Consider the following 16,534-nt stretch of genomic DNA (forward strand, 5'->3'; position numbering starts at 1 on the left):
GCAGTCCGCTGCGGACATCGGCCGCTACGCCAGCCGGGCCGCCAAAAAACGCCCCTCCGGATCGAGCGCCCGGTGCAGACGACGAAAGAGGGACGCCGTCCGCTCGTCGATCCCCCACGGGTCGACCGCCTGCCGCAGGGTCGCCGGCCCATGCTCGATGCGGACGATGCCGCGGGGATACGGAAAGGCCTCCCGAAGCGCCGCGATCACCCGCCGGGCCGCCTCGATCTCCGACGGCGCGGCGTCGGCCGATGCGCCGCCCAGCACCGCCCAGGCCACGCCGCTTCCGAAACAGCCGAACACCTGCGGCGAAAACCCTTCCGCCCGCCCGAGCGCCTCCGCCTGCCGGAGCGCTTCCGGCACGTCCGTTGAGCGAAGCCCGAATCGGAGGACGATCGGAGCGCGATCGGGCGCCGAATCCGGCGCTTGCGCCTCCGCGTCCCCGGCTTGAGCCCCCGGTTCCCCTTCGGCGCGGGCCACCGCCTCGGACCCTTCCATCGGTCGATAAAAGGCCGGCCAGGGCGGGCTTCCGGCCAGGGCGGCCGACAGGCGATCGAACCGCGCCCGCTCCTCCGCTTCTCCGACGGTCGACACCTCGACGCCCGCCCCCCGCGGAAGAAGCCGGCGCAGCCGCTCCTCTTCCGCCGCGATCGCCGCCGGCTCTCCGGCGAAGGGGACCACCAGCCCCCACCGCCCCGCCGCATCGCCCGCCGCCGCCGGCGAAAGCAGCCAGAGCGCCTCCGGTTCGATCGGCGCCCGAAGCGCCGCCGCGAGGGCCGCTTCGATCTCCGGCCAGCGCGCCGGCGGAAAAAAAGCGACCACGCTTGCCCGCGCCCGCGGAAGCGGCCGCAGGCGAAAAGAAAACTCCACCGCGCCGCCGATCGTCCCGAGGGCGCCGACGGCGAGCTTGGGCATGTCGTAGCCGGCGACGTTTTTCATCACCGTGCCGCCAAACCGGAGAAGATCGCCGGAGGCGGAGATCATCCGCAGGCCGAGCAGATGATCGCGAACCCCCCCGTGGCGATGGCGCCTCCAGCCGAACGCGTCGGCCGCCACCGCGCCGCCGATCGTCGTCCGCTCCGGGTTCGGCACGTCGACGGCCAGCCGCTGCCCTTCCGGAGCGAGGACGGCGGCAAGCTCCGCCACCGTCGTCCCCGCCCGCACGGTAACGACGAGATCGTGGGGCCGATAGTCGACGACGCCTTTGAGCGCCATGAGCGAAAGGCCGATCGCCGCCGTTGCCGGCCGGCCCAGACCGCGGCGGCTTCCGGTGCCGAACCAGGCCACCGTCTCCCCGGAAGCCCGCGCCTCCCGGACGATCGCCTGCGCCTCTTCGACCGTTCGCGGCACGACCATCGTCGGCGGAAGCCCGCCGTAGCGGTCGTCCGCCACCTTCCGAAAGCGGCCGGGAAGAACCGAATCGAGCCGCCTTTCTCGGTCCGTCATCGCCCCGCCCTCCCCTCGGTTTTCGGGCCGCGCCGGGGAACCGCGCCGCGGCAGCCGATCCACCGCTCGACCCGGCCGAGATGCCGCGCCATCGCCCGGCGGGCAGCCGCCGGATCGACCCGACCAACGGCGGCGATCGCCCGGTGATCGCCGACCACCGCCTCGAAGCGCCCCGGCCGGCGAAGAAGACGGCGGTGCACCTGGACGAGGGCGTCTTCCAGCGCTTCCGCCGCGCGACGAGCGTTCGGCACAGCTTGGCCCGCTCCTCCGGCGAAACCGGCGGCAAAAGGGCGGCGGTCGGCCGACCCCGGGCGATCGTCCCCTCCCCGTGAACGATCCGGACGAGGCCCTGCCCGGCGAGGCGCATGAGCGCTTCCCGCACCGTCGAGCGGGAAACGCCGTAGCGGGCCATGAGCTCCGGAATCGACGGCAGCTTCTCGCCCGGCCGCCACTCCCCGGCCGCCAGACGGGCGGCCAGGACCGAAGCGAGCGCTTCGGACCGATTGCGCGGGTTCGGCTCCCACCCGATCACATTTCACCCGCCCCTTCCGGCTTTTCCTGCCATACCGCGATCCGCATCGTTCTTCGTCCGAAACCGATCGCCGGCACGGCACTCATCAGACGTCCGATCCTTCATATGATACCGCCATTCCAACCTTTCCGACAAGAGGGGGTTTTTGTGCTGCCCCGGCGGCCCCGGCCGCCCCCTTCCGTTCAGGGTCAGACGGAGCGCGGCCATGGGCCGAAGCCGGGCGGTGAACGCGGGCCGGCGCTCGACGGCGCGGCCGAGCGCCTATTCTGAATCCCGAGCGGGCGGCCGCCGCGTCGCGGTCCCGCGCCTCGTCCGGGCGGGCCATCGTCCCGCCCGAAAGGATATGTTATAATGTGGCACGGGCTTTTGACCGAACGGCGGCCGAACGGCCGTCCGTTTGCCGATGCGCCGAAAGAAGGGAGACGAGATGAACCGACTGCCGAAGCACCTCACCCGCCTGGGCGGAGAGCTGTGGCTTACCGACGACGAGCCGGGCCTGTTGACGAGCGTCCGCATCACCGACGTCCTGTTCGAAGCCCAGTCGCCCTTTCAGCACGTCATGATCGCCGACACCGTGCCGTTCGGCCGCGCCCTCATCCTCGACGGCATCATCCAGACGACGGTCGCCGAAGGGTTTATCTACAACGAGATGATCGCCCACGTGCCGCTGTCGGTCCATCCCCGGGCCGAGCGGGTGCTCATCATCGGCGGCGGCGACCTCGGCGCGGCCCGCGAAGTGCTCAAATACCCCTTCGTCCGCTCGGTCGACCTCGTCGAAATCGACCAAACCGTCGTCGAGGCGAGCCGCCGGTATCTGCCGGAGATCGCCGGCGAGGCCCTCGACCCCCGCCTTCGGCTCCATTTCGAAGACGGCGCCCGTTTCGCCGCCCGGGCCGACGGCCCCTATGACGTCATCATCGTCGACGCCGCCGACCCGATCGGACCGGCGACGGTGCTTTTCGAGTCGCCGTTTTACGAAGCGCTGGCCCGCCTCCTCGCCGAAGACGGCCTCCTCGTCGCCCAGACCGACTCCCCGTTCCACCATCCCGAGACGGCCCGCCGAACCCTCCGTGCCCTCGAGGCCCTGTTCCCGATCGTCCGGCCGTACCTCGCCGTCGTCCCGAGCTATCCGAGCGGCCTCTGGCTCTTTACCCTGGCCAGCCGGCGATACGAGGCCGTGCGTCCCCTCGACCCCGGCATCCGGACCCGCTACGCCACGACCGACGTCATGCGGGCGGCGTTTGCCCTCCCGCCGTATGTCGTGGAGCGCATCCGCCCCGAAGGCCCGTCCGGTTGATTTTGCCGACCGGATCCACTAGACTACATGCCATACGGCGCCGCCGGCCGGGGGTGAGGGGCCGGTCGGGGGCGACGGGCAGGCGAGGGGTGCGATGATCGAATTTAAAAACGTGAACAAGCACTACGGAGCCTTCCACGTGCTCAAAAACATCACCCTGACGATCCGCGCCGGCGAAGTCGTCGTCATCATCGGCCCGTCCGGTTCCGGAAAATCGACGCTTCTTCGGACGATCAACGGCCTGGAGCCGATCACGAGCGGCGAACTTATCGTCGACGGCATCCCGGTGCACCAAAAGGGGACCGACCTCAACAAGCTCCGGCGAAACATCGGCATGGTCTTCCAGCACTTCAACCTCTACCCCCACATGACGGTGCTGGAGAACATCATCCTCGCCCCGACGAAGGTGCTCAAGATGCCCCGGGCCGAAGCGGAAAAGATCGCCCGCTTTTATCTGGAAAAGGTGGGCCTCCTCGACAAAATCCACGCCTATCCGGCGCAGCTGTCCGGCGGCCAGCAGCAGCGGGTCGCCATCGCCCGGGGGTTGGCCATGAGGCCGAAGATCATGCTCTTCGATGAGCCGACGAGCGCCCTCGACCCGGAGATGATTGGCGAGGTGCTCGCCGTGATGAAAATGCTCGCCGAAGAAGGCATGACGATGGTCATCGTCACGCACGAGATGGGGTTTGCCCGGGAGGTGGCCGACCGGATCGTCTTTATGGACCAGGGGGAAATTCTCGAAGACGCGCCGCCGGAGGAATTTTTCACCCGCCCGAAGGAAGAGCGGGCGCGGGCCTTTTTAAAACGGGTCCTGAGCCACTGATGAAAAATAATTAAGGAGGGGTTCGATGACGCGCCGTCACCGTTCGTTCCGCTGGGCTGCCCTGGCCGCGGCTTTCGTGCTCGCCTTCACCCTGGCCGCCTGCAGCTCCGGGAGCAAAGAAGGCGCCCAGGAAGGAAAGAGCACCCTGGACCTCATCCAGGAGCGGGGCAAGCTCATCGCCGGCGTCAAGTATGACACGCCGCTCATGGGCTACAAAAATCCGAAGACCGGCGAAGTTGAAGGCTTCGACGTCGACATCGCCAAGGCGCTGGCAAAGAAGATCCTCGGCGACGAGAACAAGATCGAACTGAAAGAAGTCACCTCCTCGACCCGCATCCCGATGCTCAAAAACGGCGACATCGACATCATCGTCGCCACGATGACGATCACCGACGAGCGCAAGAAGGAGATCAACTTCTCCGACGTCTACTACACCGCCGGCCAGTCGCTCCTCGTCCCAAAGGGATCCCCGATCCGGGGCATCGAAGACCTGAACGAAAACACGAAGGTCGCCGGCGTCAAAGGGTCCACCTCGGTGAAAAACATCCGCGAGAAAGCGCCGAAGGCTCAGGTGCTCGAATACGACAACTACGCCGAGGCGTTTGCGGCCTTAAAGAGCGGCAAGGTGGACGCCATGACGACGGACAACATCATCCTCATGGGCTACGCCCAGCAGGATCCGAATTTCGAGCTCGTCGGCGGGCTGTTCACGAAGGAGCCGTATGGCATCGGCATCCGGAAGGGCGACGAGAAGTTCACCCAGTACGTCAACGACTTCCTGAAGGAGCTCAAGGAAAGCGGCCAGTACGCCGAGCTGTACCGCAAGTGGTTTAAGGAAGAGCCGCCGGCGGAGTGACGCGCCCCGACGGACGCCGGAGGCGATCGGTCGCTCTTAAGAGCGATCGTCGGATGGTCCCCTCCGATCGACCGTCGTCCGAACCGAGGATCGTCGCCCGCTGGGCGCCCGGACGACGGCCGACGCTCCGGCGGGCGCCAAAAGCCGATCCGACCGGCGGACGTCGGTCGCCAAGCGACAAGCGCCGGCAAGCGACGGAAAGCGTGGATGGCCCCATCCACGCTTTCCGTTTGCCGAGCGGGCTTCCGCCGGCGATAAGGGCTCGCGTCGCCGGCGGGGAGCGGCCCTCGTTCAGAACGAAACGCACGGCTCGGCGTCCCGGGAAAGGAGTGAAGCGTGTGGGGGACGTTCTGTACGTCCTGGAACACTATTACCCGTATTTGATTCGCGGCTTTTTCACCACCTTGCTGGTGAGCGTCATCGCCCTCGCCGGAAGCCTCCTCATCGGCATCGTCGTCGCCGTCCTCCGCATCGTGCCGTCGAAGGCGTTGAACGCTTTTGGCCGCGCCTATGTTGAAATTTTGCGGAACATCCCGCTCCTCCTCGTCGCCTTCTTTTTCTACCACGGACTCACCGCCTTCGGCCTCAACCTCGACGGCTTTACCGCCGGCACCCTGGGTCTTACGGTCTACACCGCCGCCTTCATCGCCGAAGCCGTCCGGGCCGGCATCCAGGCCATCCCCCGGGGGCAGATGGAAGCCGGCCTGGCGAGCGGCCTCAGCTACGTCCAGACGATGCGCTACATCATCCTGCCGCAGGCGATCAAGATCGTCATTCCGCCGATCGGCAACCAGTTCTTGAACCTCGTCAAAAACTCTTCCATCCTGAGCCTCTTCGCCGGTTTCGATCTCATGTACTGGAGCGACTATGCGGCGAGCGACTCGTTTAAGACATTCGGCGCCTATATTCTTGCCGCCGCTTTTTACCTCCTGATGACGATCCCGCTGAGCATCGCCGTCCGCACGCTGGAGGGCCGCCTGCACCGGTTGCCGGACCGTTCCCGGGCGGCTCAGGCGGCCTACGGGGAGGTGTAAGCCGTGGACTTTCGGGCGGCGCTTACGCCGGAACACATTCTCTTCATGCTTGACGGCTTTCGGGTGACGCTCATCGTCGCCGCGAGCGCCATCGTCCTTTCGTTTCTCTTCGGCACCGTCATCGCCGTCTTCCGCTACGCCCAGGTTCCGGTTCTGGCGCCGGTGCTCGGCGCCGTTGTCGAGGCCCTGAGGAACCTCCCGCTCCTTCTGATCATCATCTTTACCCGCTTCGCCCTGCCGGACATCGGCATCCGCCTCGACGTCGTCGCGAGCGCCATCGTCGCGCTCACCGTCTTCGAGATGGCGATGATCTCGGAGATCATCCGCGGCGGGCTCCTCTCCGTCGACAAAGGCCAGATCGAAGCCGCCCGGTCGACAGGGCTGACCGCCTTCCAGACGCTCCGCTACATCGTCCTCCCGCAGGCCCTCGTCCGGATGATCCCCCCGACGGTCAGCCAGTTCATCTCCCTCCTCAAAGACACGTCGCTCGCGGTCGCCATCGCCCTGCCGGAACTGCTTCACAACAGCAAGATCATCTACAACGCCAACCCGAGCCGGTACGTCGTGCCGGTCCTCCTCTTCGCCGGTTTCCTTTACTTCATCACCAACTTCAGCCTCTCCCAGCTCGCCCTCACCCTCGAGCGGCGCCTCCGAATCGAACACTGACCGGATCGGCGAAACGGCGCATAAAGCCCGTTTGGCGGCGCTTGCGGCCCCTCCAAACGCTGCCTCCAATCTGTCAAGCGGCGCATCACGCCTCTCAGCCGGTTAGCCGGAGCAGGCCGAGGAGGATCTCGATGAGAATCAGGAGAAGGATGAGCGTGTCGATCCAGATGAAGCGCGTCGACAGAGACTCGTCGGCGAGGAGCTGGTAGTGCCGCTCGAGGACGCTCATCTTCTCCCGGATGCTCTCCGACCACTCCCGCATGCGGAAGCGCTCGACCGCCGCCGTGTAAATCCGGGCGTAATAAAAATCATGCGTCACCTTGAGGGCGTTTTCGATCCGGCCGGTGAACTCGGTGATCTCGAGGATCAGCTCCATGATCTTCCGCATGAGCTTCCGCGACTCCCGGAGCCGGCCGAAGCGAAAGCGCCCCCGGTGCCCGTGAGCAGCGGCGAGCATATCGTAGAGGGCAGCGAGCTCCCGCTCGAGCAGGTCGTCGTAGTAGCGGAGTTCAAGGAGCTGCGCCTTGGCAAACTCGAGAAGATCCGCCACCGCCCCGGGGCCGTCGGCGTCCTCGACCCAAGCGCTGTCCCAGGCGATGATGATGTCGTCTTCGTCGTATGAAAAGCGATACCGGAGCGCATCCTCGACGAGCGCCTCGCTCAGAGGCCCCTTTTCGCCGAGAAGGATCGGAAGCGGCGACCATTCCTCGTCGTCCGGCCACGCCCGGACGGCAAACAGGACAAAATCCTCCACATAATCCGCATATCCGCCGCCGTAAAAATACGTGCCGAAGCGCCGGAGGACGTCGTCGCGATACGCCTCGAACCGCCGATCCAGCTCCGGCGTCTCCTCCGCCTGGAGCGCCTCGGCGTAGCGCATGAGCCGCCCCCAGTCCAGGGACGTCGACAGGCGGAGGCGTATGACGAGGCTTAGGACGCCGAAGTCGTAAAAGCGGGCGCTCACTTCCGCCGGCGTCTCTTCGCCGGACAGGGAAATGCGGGCATCCGGGTCGAGGACGAACGAAAGGGGCGGGTTTTTGATCTCCAGCCCCTTCGGATGCCCCAACCGCAGGGTCAGACGCGACGCTGTCCGCTCGCCCCTGAGGCGCGCTTCGATCGCGTCCAGATCGATTTCCTGGGCCACATCGTAGAGGCGATAGACCCAGATTTCGACCGACATCTCATCCCTCCTGAAAGAAAGGAGACGCCCGTGTTTGCTTTTCTCCTCAATCCGACCGCCGGCGCGGGCCGGAGCGTCCGCATCTGGCGCCGGCTGGAAGCGGCCTTAAAGCGCCGCGGCATCCCTTACGAGCTCCTCGTCGGCCGGGACGCCCGGGGCGCCTTCGACCTCGCCCGGGAAGCCGCCGGAGACCGCCGCGTCGAGGCGCTCGTCGCCGTCGGCGGCGACGGGACGCTCTCGCTCGTCTTAAACGCCGTGATGGGCGCTCGGACCGAAGGCGCCGCGAACCCGGCCGCCGCTCAAACCGGCACACCGCCTCCAGGCGCCGACCCCAACGGACCCGCCCCCGCCCTCGCCCTCATTCCGGCCGGTTCCGGCAACGACGTCGCCCGGACGTTCGGCATCCCGCGGCATCCGGAACGGGCCCTCGAGCGGCTCCTCGCCGCGCCGGAGCGGGCGATCGACGTCGGCCGCCTCCGGATCATGACCCCGGGAAGCGGACCGGAGGCGCCGGTCTACTTCTTCGGTTTTACCGGCGCCGGAATCGACGCCGCCGTCATCGACGCCGTCGAGGCGCTTGCCTTCAAAAAGCGCTTCCAGCGGATCGCCTATGCCCTCGGCGTCGTCAAGGCGTGGTCGACGTTTCGGCCGTTTCCGGTGACGATCGAGCTGGAAGACGGGCGGCTCCGCTTCGACGACGCCTGGCTGATCGTCCTCGCCAACATCCCCTTCCTGGGCGGCGGGATGCACATCGCCCCCGGCGCGGAAGTCGCCGACGGCGCTTTCGACCTCGTCGTCGTCTCCGGCATCGGCCGCCTCGGCTTTCTCCGGGCCTTCCCGCTCGTCTTCCGGGGGCGGCACATCCGCCACCCGGCGGTGACCGTTCGGCGGGTGCATAAGGCCGTCGTCACCTTCGGAGAGCGACCTCGGGGCACCGGAGCCGCCCGCCGACCCGTCGGGCTGCAGCGGGACGGCGAGCGGGAAGAAGGCCTAAGCGTCGCCGTCGACGTCCTGCCGAAAGCGATCCGTTTTCGCGCCTAAAGCCTCTGTTTCCGCGCACCGGGCCCCTTCAGCCGGTGCTTTCATCCGGCGGAAGGGGAATTTTCTTCCCGGGGTTCAGGATGCCGGCCGGATCGATGAGACGCTTGATCGCCTGCATGAGCGAAAGCGCCTCCCCGTGCTCCTCCGCCTGATACTTGAGCTTCCCTAGGCCGACGCCGTGCTCGCCGGTGGCCGTCCCGCCGACGGAGAGGGCGTACCGGACGAGCGCCTCGTGCAGCCCTTCCGCCCGGGCGACGTCCGCCGGGTCGTCAGCGTCGATCATGACGATCGTATGGAAGTTCCCGTCCCCGATGTGCCCGAGGACCCCGCCTTCGAGCCCGCGGGCTTCGAGCTCCCGCCGGGCGAGCTCGATCCCGTCGGCGAGGGCCGAAAGCGGCACGCAGACGTCGGTCGCGAGCTGTTTTTTCCCCGGATGGGCGTGGAGATAAGCGTAGGCGAGGTGATGCCGGGCCTCCCACAGCCGGTCCCGGGCTTCTTTTTCCCGCTCGATCTCGAACGCCGTCGCCCCGCCATCCCGGGCGATCGCCTCCGCCGCCGGAAGGTCGGCCTCGAGCGTCGCCGGGCTGCCGTGAAACTCCAAAAAGAGCGTATCCGCCTCCGGATACGTCGTCCCCTTCATCGCGTTCATCTGCCGGATCGACGTCCGGTCGACGAGCTCCACCCGGGCGAGGGCGAGGCCGTAGCGGAGCATCGCGTGGGCCGCCTCCACCGCCTGCCGGACCGACGGAAACGTCGCCCGGGCGGCGTACGCCGCCTCCGGCAATCCGAACACCCGCAGCCAGAGGCTCGTGATGACGCCGAGGGTACCTTCGGAGCCGAGGAAAAGGTGCTTCAAGTCATATCCCGACGACGACTTCACGTACGGGCCCCCGAGGCGGATCACCCGCCCGTCGGCAAGGACGACCGTCATCCCCCGCACCTGGTCCCGCATGACGCCGTAGCGGACGGCGGTTGTGCCGCTGGCGTTCGTCGCCGCCATGCCGCCGAGCGTCGCATCGGCCCCGGGATCGACGGAAAAAAAGAGGCCGTGCCGGGCGAGGGCCCGGTTGAGCGCCGTCCGGGTCATCCCCGCCTCGACGTGAACGAGAAAATTCGCCGGCCGGACGTCCAAGATCCGGTTCATCCGCGTGAGATCGAGGCTGATGCCGCCCCGGACCGGGACGACGTGCCCTTCCAGGCTGGAGCCGACGCCGAACGGGATCACCGGAATCCGCCGCGCGTTCGCAAACCGGAGGAGCCGCGCCACCTCCTCCGTCGATTCCGGAAAAACAACGGCGTCCGGAAGGTGCGGCGGATGGTACGACTCGTCGTGGCTATGCTGCTCCAGAACCGTCGGATTCGTCGACACCCGGTCGTTCGGAAACAGCGCCCGAAGCTCGGTCAACCACGGACGTTCCCCTTCATGCATCACGGCGCACCCCTCCCCGCTTTTTTTCCATCATAACACAGCGGCCGGCGCCAGAACCGCCCAGGGCCGGCTTCGGGGCGCCCCCGACGCCTTTAATCCGGGATTTCTTCCGACGAAAGCGGCGACTTTGCCGCCGGCAAGGCCGCCCGATCCGAGCGGGACGTCCGTTCTGCCCGACGCCGCCGGCGGCGTTCGGCAAGATGTCGATCGAGCCCTTTAAGAGCCAGCGCCGCCACGAGCGTCGAGGCGAGGTAGAGGAGGAAAAAGACGCTCGCGATGCCGAAGATCGTTCCGCTGAAGTAGGCGTACCGCGGCAGAAGCCCGAGCGCCTCCGCCGCGGGCTTCAGCCGGTCGATCGTCAGCTTGATCACGATGAGGTTCAGCGAATAAATCGGCAGCGTCACCGGCGCGCTCATCAGGTTGGCCAGCGTCACCGCCGCCTTGTTCGCCCGGAACGGAAACGCGAGCGCCAGCCCGGCGAGGAGCGAAAAGCCGAACAGCGGGATGCTGTGCACCGCGACGCCGATGCCGATCCCCCGAACGACGCTCGCCCGGTTATCTTTGATCCGGATCAGCCGGAGAAGGTAAAAGCGAAGCGCCCGCCGCCACCGCTCGAAGCGGCTTCTGGGCGGGCGCACCGGGCCAGCTTCTTTGGTGGGCCTCACGACCGACCTTCGCCGTCCTTTTTTGCCTGTTTTTCTGAAACGATCGTAGCAAATTCGCTCCGATGGCGCAAGGGCGAACCGATCGCTCCCGTCGTCCGTTCCCCTCTGTCGGAGATGCCGTCGACCCCGGCAAGATGCCGCCGACGCCAGCGCGATGGCGTCGACGCAAAAACACGGCCGATGACGCGCCCCCGGCCGAAAGGCCCCCTACACGCCGAAGCCCCTCGGCTCCTTCGGCGGCTCCTCCAGCGCCTGGGCCGCCAGCATCTCCAGCACCGCATCGTCCATCGGCGGATTGTGGAGGCCCGCCCGGACGTCCCGGTACAGCCGTTCAAGCGGAAGCGCCCGGGAAAGGCTCTGTCCGCCGACGATGCGCATCGCCCGGTCGACGACGTCGATCGCCGCGTTGGTCGCCACCGACTTCGCGGCGCCCACCTCCGGCCTGAGCGCCGCCCGGCCGGCCGCATCCCGGTCCCACCGCTCGGCGACGGCGTAGACGACCGTCCGGGCCGTCCAAAGGAGCCGCTCCATTTCACCGATCTTCTGCCGCACGTGCGGCACGTCGGCGATCGGCCGGCCCCCCAGGCTGTTCGGCCGGTACGTCTTGGCAAAGTGAACGGCGGCATCCCGCGCCGCCCGGGCGATGCCGAGGTAGACCGCCGGGATGAACAAATACCACCCGTCGCCATCGTCGATCCGCTCCGGACGCCGCTCGCCGCGAAAGCCGAGAAGCCGCTCCGCCGGAACGAACGCCCCCTCCAGGACGACGTCGTCGCTCGCCGTCGCCCGCATGCCGAGCGTATCCCACGTCTTTTCGATCCGGAGCCCTTCGCCCCGCTCGACGAGAAACTCCCCGACCCTCGCCGCCCCGCCGGCAAACGGCGCCCCGCCTTCTTCCCGCTCACCGCCCGAAGCGGTGGCGCCGCCGTCCGCCACCGTCGCCGTCACGACGAAAAAGCGAGCCACCGCCGACAGCGTTCCGAACGTCTTTCGGCCATAGAGGCGAAAGCCTCCGGGCACCGGCACCGCCTTCGTCTCCGGAAGCCCGCCGCGGCTCGGGCTCCCCGTCGCCGGTTCGGTCGAAAAATGGTTGATGAGCGCCCCCTCTTCGACGACCGCCCGGCAGAGCTCCCGAAACCGCTCCTCCGGCCAGCGTCGCGACGCCCGGTAATGGAGGATGAGGCCGAGATGCCAGCCGAGGGCGAGCGCCGTCGAGCCGTCGCCCCAGGCGAGCGCCTCCAGCACCTGGAGAAGAAGCGTAAGCGACGCCTCCTCGCCGCCTAAGTCGCGGGGCACCGTGAGGCGGAAAAACCCCGCCGCCTTCAACCGTTCAAAATGCTCGTGGGGAAAGGCGCCCTCCCGATCGTAGCGGCCCGCCGTCTCGGCGAACTTCCGGGCGAGCTCCCGCGCCCGGGCCACCCAGTCCGGCCCCTCCGGCGCGGTCGCCGCCGCGGCTTCCACCTCCGGATCGCCGAACCTTTCCGGCCGGGGAGCGGCCCCGCCGGAGACGGCCGGCGCCACCGGCCCGGGACCGGCCGCCGTCTCCCCGGCACCGGCCCTCTCCGCCGTCGCCGCCGGCCCGGCGTCCTCCGGAAGCGGCCGGCGCCCCGGCGCGCCATCGCTTCGGTCCATCGCCGTCCCCCCTCAACGGATTGCCTCCATTATAGCACAGTTTAAAAGAGACCGGCCAAAAAAGCCGGCCCTTCGGGCCGAACGGCCGCGAAAGGCCGGCAGGGCGCCGTCGGTGAGCGCCGCCGGCATCGACGACGGGCGCTCGGCTCTATCGCCGACAAGGGTTCATGTTGGCGAAAGCCCCGAGATCCATTCCGGGGAGGAGGCGGAGGAGGTCAACGCTCCGCGAGATACGCCGGACGCGGTTCCTGGCCGGAAAACGGCGCCACCAGGCGGTTTTCCGTGCTGTTGTAGACGAAAAAGACGTTGCTCCGCGGATACGGCGTGATGTTGCCGTTCGAGCCGTGCATGACGTTGCTGTCGAAAAAGAGAACCGACCCTGCCGGCCCGACCGCCGCTTCGATGCCGTAGCGTTCGGCCAGGCGGGCGAGGCTTTCTTCATCCGGCACGCCGTACTCCTGCCGGCGCAATGATCGTTCGTAGTGCCGCTCGGGCGTCCGGCCGGGACAGGCGACGAACACCCGGTGAGACCCCGGCATGAGAAGGAGCGGGCCGTTGAAGGGAAAGTTGTCCTCGAGGGCGACGGAGACGCTCAAGGCCCGCATGCGGGGCATGCCGTCTTCCACGTGCCACGTCTCGAAATCGGAATGCCAGTAAAACTCCTTGCCGTGGAAGCCCTTTTTGTAATTGATGCGGGACTGGTGGATGTAGACGTCGCTTCCGAGAATCTGTCGGGCGACATCCCGAAGGCGCGGATCCTCCGCCAGGCGCCGGAACACCTCGCTCGTCCGGTGGACACGAAAGATCGAGCGGACGACGTCGATCTCCGGCTCCCGGACGACTTCCGGCGACGGATCGTGCGCCCGTTCCTCAAACAATCTCCGGAGTTCCTCTCGAAACGCCCTCACCTCTTCCGGAGAAAAGACGTCCCGCAAGAGAAGAAACCCTTTCGTTTCATATTCGCGGAGCTGCTCGGCCGAAAGGGGGCCGTCCTCCGGCCGGCCGTAGACGACCGGGTCCTTCCGCTCGATCCACCGGGTCCCCTCGCCCGTCCGGGACGGATACAGATCTTCCATCAGCGACGGCGCGCTCATCGTCTCGCCCTCCTTAACAAAAACGGTTTTATTTGAAAGCGGCACCTGGCTTCGGCTTGCCCGAAATTCGGCTTCAACACGCACGGAACAGCACGAACGGAATCCGGGCTTCCGCTCAGCAGGCCCCGGCTTCGGCTTCCTCCGGCGGCGGATACGCCCCGGAGGCGTCGTGCACCTCCTGGCCCGTCAAGGCCGGAGTGAAGACGCAGATGAGCCGAAGCTCCGTCTTCGCCCGGAGCGTGTGCCGGTCATGCCGGTCGAGGACGTAGAGCGTCCCCGGCCGGATCGCGTGCACCGCCCCCGTTTCGTGATCGACGAGTTCCCCTTCTCCCTCGACGCAGTAGACCGCTTCGATGTGATGTTTGTACCACATCGTCGTCTCCGTCCCGGCGAAGATGCGGGTGTCGTGAAGCGAATAGCCGAAGCCGTCCTGCTTCAAAAGGAGCCGCCGGCTGTTCCACGTTTTCGCCTGGACGTCCCGCTCCGTGCCGATGATCTCCTCCAGCCTTCGGACGATCATCCGTGCGCCCCCTTTTCCTCGTCGTGGATTCCCGATCCCGCCTCCCGCCTCCTGCCCCGCCCGTCTTATGGCCGGGGCCGGCCGCTCACCGGCCGGCGACCGCCGGCCGGGCCGCTTCGATCGCCGCCGACAGGGCCGCCTCCAGCCGCTCCAGCCCGTCCTGAAGGCCCGCCTCGTCGATGATGAGAGGCGGAAGCAGCTTCACCACCTCATCCTCGGGCCCCGACGTCTCGACGATCAGCCCGCGCCGGAACGCCTCCCGGCTCACCGCCGACGCAAGCCCCGGCGGCTCGAGCGCAAGGCCCTGCATGAGCCCCCGCCCCCGCACCTCGGCCGCGATCCCTCGTTCCCGGACGGCGTCCCGGAGCCCTTCGAGGCGGCGCCGGAGCAAGGCAGCCTTCTGGTCGATCGCCGCCTCGAACGCCGGCGTCTCCCACCGCCGAAGCGCCTCCGTCGCCGCCACCATCGCGAGATTGTTGCCGCGAAACGTCCCGTTGTGCACGCCGGGCCCGAGGACGTCGAGATCGGGCCGGACGAGCACGAGGGAAAACGGCAGGCCGAACCCGCCGATCGATTTCGACAGCGTCACGATGTCGGGAACGATGCCCGCCCGCTCGAAGCTGAAAAACGGTCCCGTCCGGCCGCTCCCCGTCTGGATGTCGTCGACGATGAGGACGATGCCGAGGCGCTCCGTGAGGGCCCGAATCCGCCGGAGCCACGGCCACGACGCCGCCTGGAGCCCCCCTTCCCCCTGCACCGTCTCGACGATGATCGCCGCCGGAAGATCGACGCCGCTTCCCGGATCGGTAAGAAGCCGCTCGATCCAGTCGATCGTGTCGACGTCGTGGCCGAAATAGCCATCGTACGGCAGGGCCATCCCGTAGGGAAGCGGCACCCCGGCTCCCGCCCGCTTGGCGCGGTTCCCCGTGACGGCGAGGGAGCCGAGGGTCATGCCGTGAAATCCCCGCGTAAAGCCGTAGACGGCCGTCCGCCCCGTCGCCTTCCGGGCAAGCTTCATCGCCGCCTCGATGGCGTTCGTCCCCGTCGGCCCCGGGAACAATATCTTATAAGTCAGGCCTCGGGATTTTAAAATTTTATTTTCGAAATGATGCAAAAACTTTTCCTTCGCTTCCGTCGCCATGTCGAGACTGTGCACAATGCCGTCGGCCTCGAGGTAGCGGATGATCGCCGCCTTCATCGCCGGATCGTTGTGGCCGTAGTTGAGGGCCCCGGCCCCGGCGAAAAAGTCGAGGTAGACCCGGCCGTGCCGGTCGATCAGCCGGTATCCTTCCGCCCGGACGAACACGGTGGGGAACATCCGTCCGTAACTTCGGACGTTCGACTCGAGCCGTTCGAACAGATCCAGCCCGCTCATCCGAATACGCCTCCTTCGGCCCTGCTTTCGCTTCGGCTCCAGGGCGCCGCCGGTCCCCCGCCCCGTCCGCTGCCGGAACGCCGCCTCCCGTCCGGTCCGTCGGCGGAACGCCCCCTCGCTTCCGGTCCGCCGGCGGAACGCCCCCTCCCGTTTGGTTCGTTGGCAGGTCGCCTCGCCAGATCGGCACGCCCTGGTCACCCGCCGGCAAAACGCCCCCTCCCGTCCGGTCCACCGGCAGATCGCCGCTTCGTCGCCGTCGGCGCCGAACCCGCCCCTTCCCAGACCCCGCCTCATCCCCCGGAAGCTGCCTCGGCGCCCCCCGCCCGCCCTCCGGACGTCGATGCCGGTCGCGCCCGCTCGACGCCCTCCGTGCGCCGAAGCATCTCAATGCGCCAAAGCATCCGCCGTCCAGGCGATCTCGATGAGGGTTTCCGGCGGATGCGGCGGCGCCCCGCCGCCCACGGCAAACAGGAACGGCGGCCAGACGTCAAGCACCCGGAACCGGCCGCCGCTTCGCTCCGCCATCCCTTGGAAGAGGCGCCACGAGGCCCGGTTGCCCTCCGCCACCGTCGCCCAAAGCCGCCGCACCGGCGGACGGGAGCGGTCAAAGACAAGCGCCTCGAGCATCCGTCCGCCGAGACCGTTTCCCTGATGCGCCGGTCGGACGCCGATCTGCCAGACGAAAAGACCGTCGCGCTCCGGAAGCTCCATGCCGGCGACGAACCCGACCGGGCGGCCGTCCGCCTCGGCGATCCGGGAAGCGGCGGCGAACAGGCGCGCCACCATCACGTAGGCGTACGGCGAGTTCGCCTCCAGCACCCCAGTCTCCCGGGCGATACGCCACATGATGGCCCCTTCATCCGGCGCCGGGGGCCGAAAGCGGAAGACGGGCCTTCGATCGCCCGGCCCCTTCCCGCGGGCCGCGGCCCGATGCCCCGCCCCGT

The 16,534-nt window shown here is 67.8% G+C and carries 16 protein-coding genes and 1 pseudogene; 6 read left to right on the forward strand and 11 right to left on the reverse strand.

The features are described 5' to 3' along the window. Positions 1-24 precede the first annotated feature (24 nt). The 3 genes and pseudogenes from K2M58_RS09850 to K2M58_RS13035 all read right to left on the reverse strand — a co-directional run. On the reverse strand, positions 25-1,446 hold the full coding sequence (locus tag K2M58_RS09850; protein WP_220677405.1) for an FAD-binding oxidoreductase: 1,422 nt from the start codon (positions 1,444-1,446) through the stop codon (positions 25-27). Then, a complete protein-coding gene (locus K2M58_RS09855; protein ID WP_220677406.1) occupies positions 1,443-1,697 on the reverse strand; it encodes an FCD domain-containing protein in 255 nt (84 codons plus the stop codon). The genes K2M58_RS09850 and K2M58_RS09855 overlap by 4 nt, the downstream gene beginning before the upstream one ends. A 77-nt stretch (positions 1,698-1,774) precedes the next feature. Then, positions 1,775-1,978, reverse strand: a pseudogene (locus K2M58_RS13035) (winged helix-turn-helix domain-containing protein); the annotation flags it as partial. Between the two features lie 427 nt (positions 1,979-2,405). Between K2M58_RS13035 and speE the strand changes: the two are divergent. From speE to K2M58_RS09885, 5 genes are all read left to right on the forward strand, one after another. Next, positions 2,406-3,275 carry a polyamine aminopropyltransferase gene (gene speE / locus K2M58_RS09865; RefSeq protein WP_066199629.1) on the forward strand — a complete coding sequence of 290 codons (870 nt, stop codon included), beginning with the start codon at positions 2,406-2,408 and terminating at the stop codon, positions 3,273-3,275. 94 nt (positions 3,276-3,369) lie between these two features. Further along, the gene (locus K2M58_RS09870) at positions 3,370-4,098 is read left to right on the forward strand and encodes an amino acid ABC transporter ATP-binding protein (RefSeq protein WP_220677407.1); all 729 of its coding nucleotides are present in this window, start codon (positions 3,370-3,372) and stop codon (positions 4,096-4,098) included. Between the two features lie 25 nt (positions 4,099-4,123). Next, complete coding sequence (locus tag K2M58_RS09875; RefSeq protein WP_220677408.1) at positions 4,124-4,954, forward strand: ABC transporter substrate-binding protein; 831 nt, start codon at positions 4,124-4,126, stop codon at positions 4,952-4,954. Between the two features lie 338 nt (positions 4,955-5,292). Beyond that, positions 5,293-5,988, forward strand: a complete 696-nt coding sequence (locus K2M58_RS09880) for an amino acid ABC transporter permease (RefSeq protein WP_252393453.1) — start codon at positions 5,293-5,295, stop codon at positions 5,986-5,988. A 3-nt stretch (positions 5,989-5,991) separates the two neighbouring features. Further along, positions 5,992-6,654 carry an amino acid ABC transporter permease gene (locus tag K2M58_RS09885; protein ID WP_220677410.1) on the forward strand — a complete coding sequence of 221 codons (663 nt, stop codon included), beginning with the start codon at positions 5,992-5,994 and terminating at the stop codon, positions 6,652-6,654. Positions 6,655-6,748: 94 nt separating this feature from the next. Here the strand turns inward: K2M58_RS09885 and K2M58_RS09890 are convergent, their stop codons facing one another. Then, a complete protein-coding gene (locus K2M58_RS09890) occupies positions 6,749-7,834 on the reverse strand; it encodes a hypothetical protein (RefSeq protein WP_220677411.1) in 1,086 nt (361 codons plus the stop codon). A gap of 30 nt (positions 7,835-7,864) precedes the next feature. Between K2M58_RS09890 and K2M58_RS09895 the strand changes: the two genes are divergently transcribed. Beyond that, complete coding sequence (locus K2M58_RS09895; RefSeq protein WP_220677412.1) at positions 7,865-8,875, forward strand: diacylglycerol/lipid kinase family protein; 1,011 nt, start codon at positions 7,865-7,867, stop codon at positions 8,873-8,875. Between the two features lie 28 nt (positions 8,876-8,903). On the opposite strand, the gene K2M58_RS09900 is transcribed toward K2M58_RS09895, so the two are convergent. From K2M58_RS09900 to K2M58_RS09930, 7 genes are all read right to left on the reverse strand, one after another. Continuing rightward, positions 8,904-10,304 (reverse strand): FAD-binding oxidoreductase, encoded by a 1,401-nt coding sequence (locus K2M58_RS09900; RefSeq protein WP_220677413.1) that lies wholly within the window; start codon positions 10,302-10,304, stop codon positions 8,904-8,906. Between the two features lie 92 nt (positions 10,305-10,396). Further along, positions 10,397-10,942, reverse strand: coding sequence for a DUF2062 domain-containing protein (locus K2M58_RS09905; protein ID WP_220677414.1), 546 nt, complete (start codon positions 10,940-10,942; stop codon positions 10,397-10,399). A 234-nt stretch (positions 10,943-11,176) separates the two neighbouring features. Further along, on the reverse strand, positions 11,177-12,601 hold the full coding sequence (locus K2M58_RS09910) for an acyl-CoA dehydrogenase family protein (RefSeq protein ID WP_220677415.1): 1,425 nt from the start codon (positions 12,599-12,601) through the stop codon (positions 11,177-11,179). 215 nt (positions 12,602-12,816) lie between these two features. Next, positions 12,817-13,695, reverse strand: coding sequence for an ectoine hydroxylase (gene thpD / locus K2M58_RS09915; protein WP_289628244.1), 879 nt, complete (start codon positions 13,693-13,695; stop codon positions 12,817-12,819). A 115-nt stretch (positions 13,696-13,810) separates the two neighbouring features. Next, positions 13,811-14,215 (reverse strand): ectoine synthase, encoded by a 405-nt coding sequence (locus K2M58_RS09920; protein ID WP_220677416.1) that lies wholly within the window; start codon positions 14,213-14,215, stop codon positions 13,811-13,813. An 85-nt stretch (positions 14,216-14,300) separates the two neighbouring features. Next, on the reverse strand, positions 14,301-15,590 hold the full coding sequence (gene ectB, locus K2M58_RS09925) for a diaminobutyrate--2-oxoglutarate transaminase (RefSeq protein WP_220677417.1): 1,290 nt from the start codon (positions 15,588-15,590) through the stop codon (positions 14,301-14,303). A 384-nt stretch (positions 15,591-15,974) separates the two neighbouring features. Next, positions 15,975-16,436, reverse strand: a complete 462-nt coding sequence (locus K2M58_RS09930; RefSeq protein WP_220677418.1) for a GNAT family N-acetyltransferase — start codon at positions 16,434-16,436, stop codon at positions 15,975-15,977. Positions 16,437-16,534: the final 98 nt, after the last annotated feature.

It is taken from the genome of Hydrogenibacillus sp. N12, from assembly GCF_019645935.1.
Lineage (GTDB): Bacteria > Bacillota > Bacilli > Thermicanales > DSM-22653 > Hydrogenibacillus > Hydrogenibacillus schlegelii.

What these genes read in the sequence shown, in the direction of transcription:
- K2M58_RS09850 (WP_220677405.1), bottom strand. Translation starts at nt 1,446, where the DNA reads ATGACGGACCGAGAAAGGCGGCTCGATTCGGTTCTTCCCGGCCGCTTT.
- thpD (WP_289628244.1), bottom strand. Translation starts at nt 13,695, where the DNA reads ATGAGCGCGCCGTCGCTGATGGAAGATCTGTATCCGTCCCGGACGGGC.
- K2M58_RS09890 (WP_220677411.1), bottom strand. Translation starts at nt 7,834, where the DNA reads ATGTCGGTCGAAATCTGGGTCTATCGCCTCTACGATGTGGCCCAGGAA.
- K2M58_RS09910 (WP_220677415.1), bottom strand. Translation starts at nt 12,601, where the DNA reads ATGGACCGAAGCGATGGCGCGCCGGGGCGCCGGCCGCTTCCGGAGGAC.
- ectB (WP_220677417.1), bottom strand. Translation starts at nt 15,590, where the DNA reads ATGAGCGGGCTGGATCTGTTCGAACGGCTCGAGTCGAACGTCCGAAGT.
- K2M58_RS09930 (WP_220677418.1), bottom strand. Translation starts at nt 16,436, where the DNA reads ATGTGGCGTATCGCCCGGGAGACTGGGGTGCTGGAGGCGAACTCGCCG.
- K2M58_RS09875 (WP_220677408.1), top strand. Translation starts at nt 4,124, where the DNA reads ATGACGCGCCGTCACCGTTCGTTCCGCTGGGCTGCCCTGGCCGCGGCT.
- K2M58_RS09920 (WP_220677416.1), bottom strand. Translation starts at nt 14,215, where the DNA reads ATGATCGTCCGAAGGCTGGAGGAGATCATCGGCACGGAGCGGGACGTC.
- speE (WP_066199629.1), top strand. Translation starts at nt 2,406, where the DNA reads ATGAACCGACTGCCGAAGCACCTCACCCGCCTGGGCGGAGAGCTGTGG.
- K2M58_RS09900 (WP_220677413.1), bottom strand. Translation starts at nt 10,304, where the DNA reads ATGCATGAAGGGGAACGTCCGTGGTTGACCGAGCTTCGGGCGCTGTTT.
- K2M58_RS09870 (WP_220677407.1), top strand. Translation starts at nt 3,370, where the DNA reads ATGATCGAATTTAAAAACGTGAACAAGCACTACGGAGCCTTCCACGTG.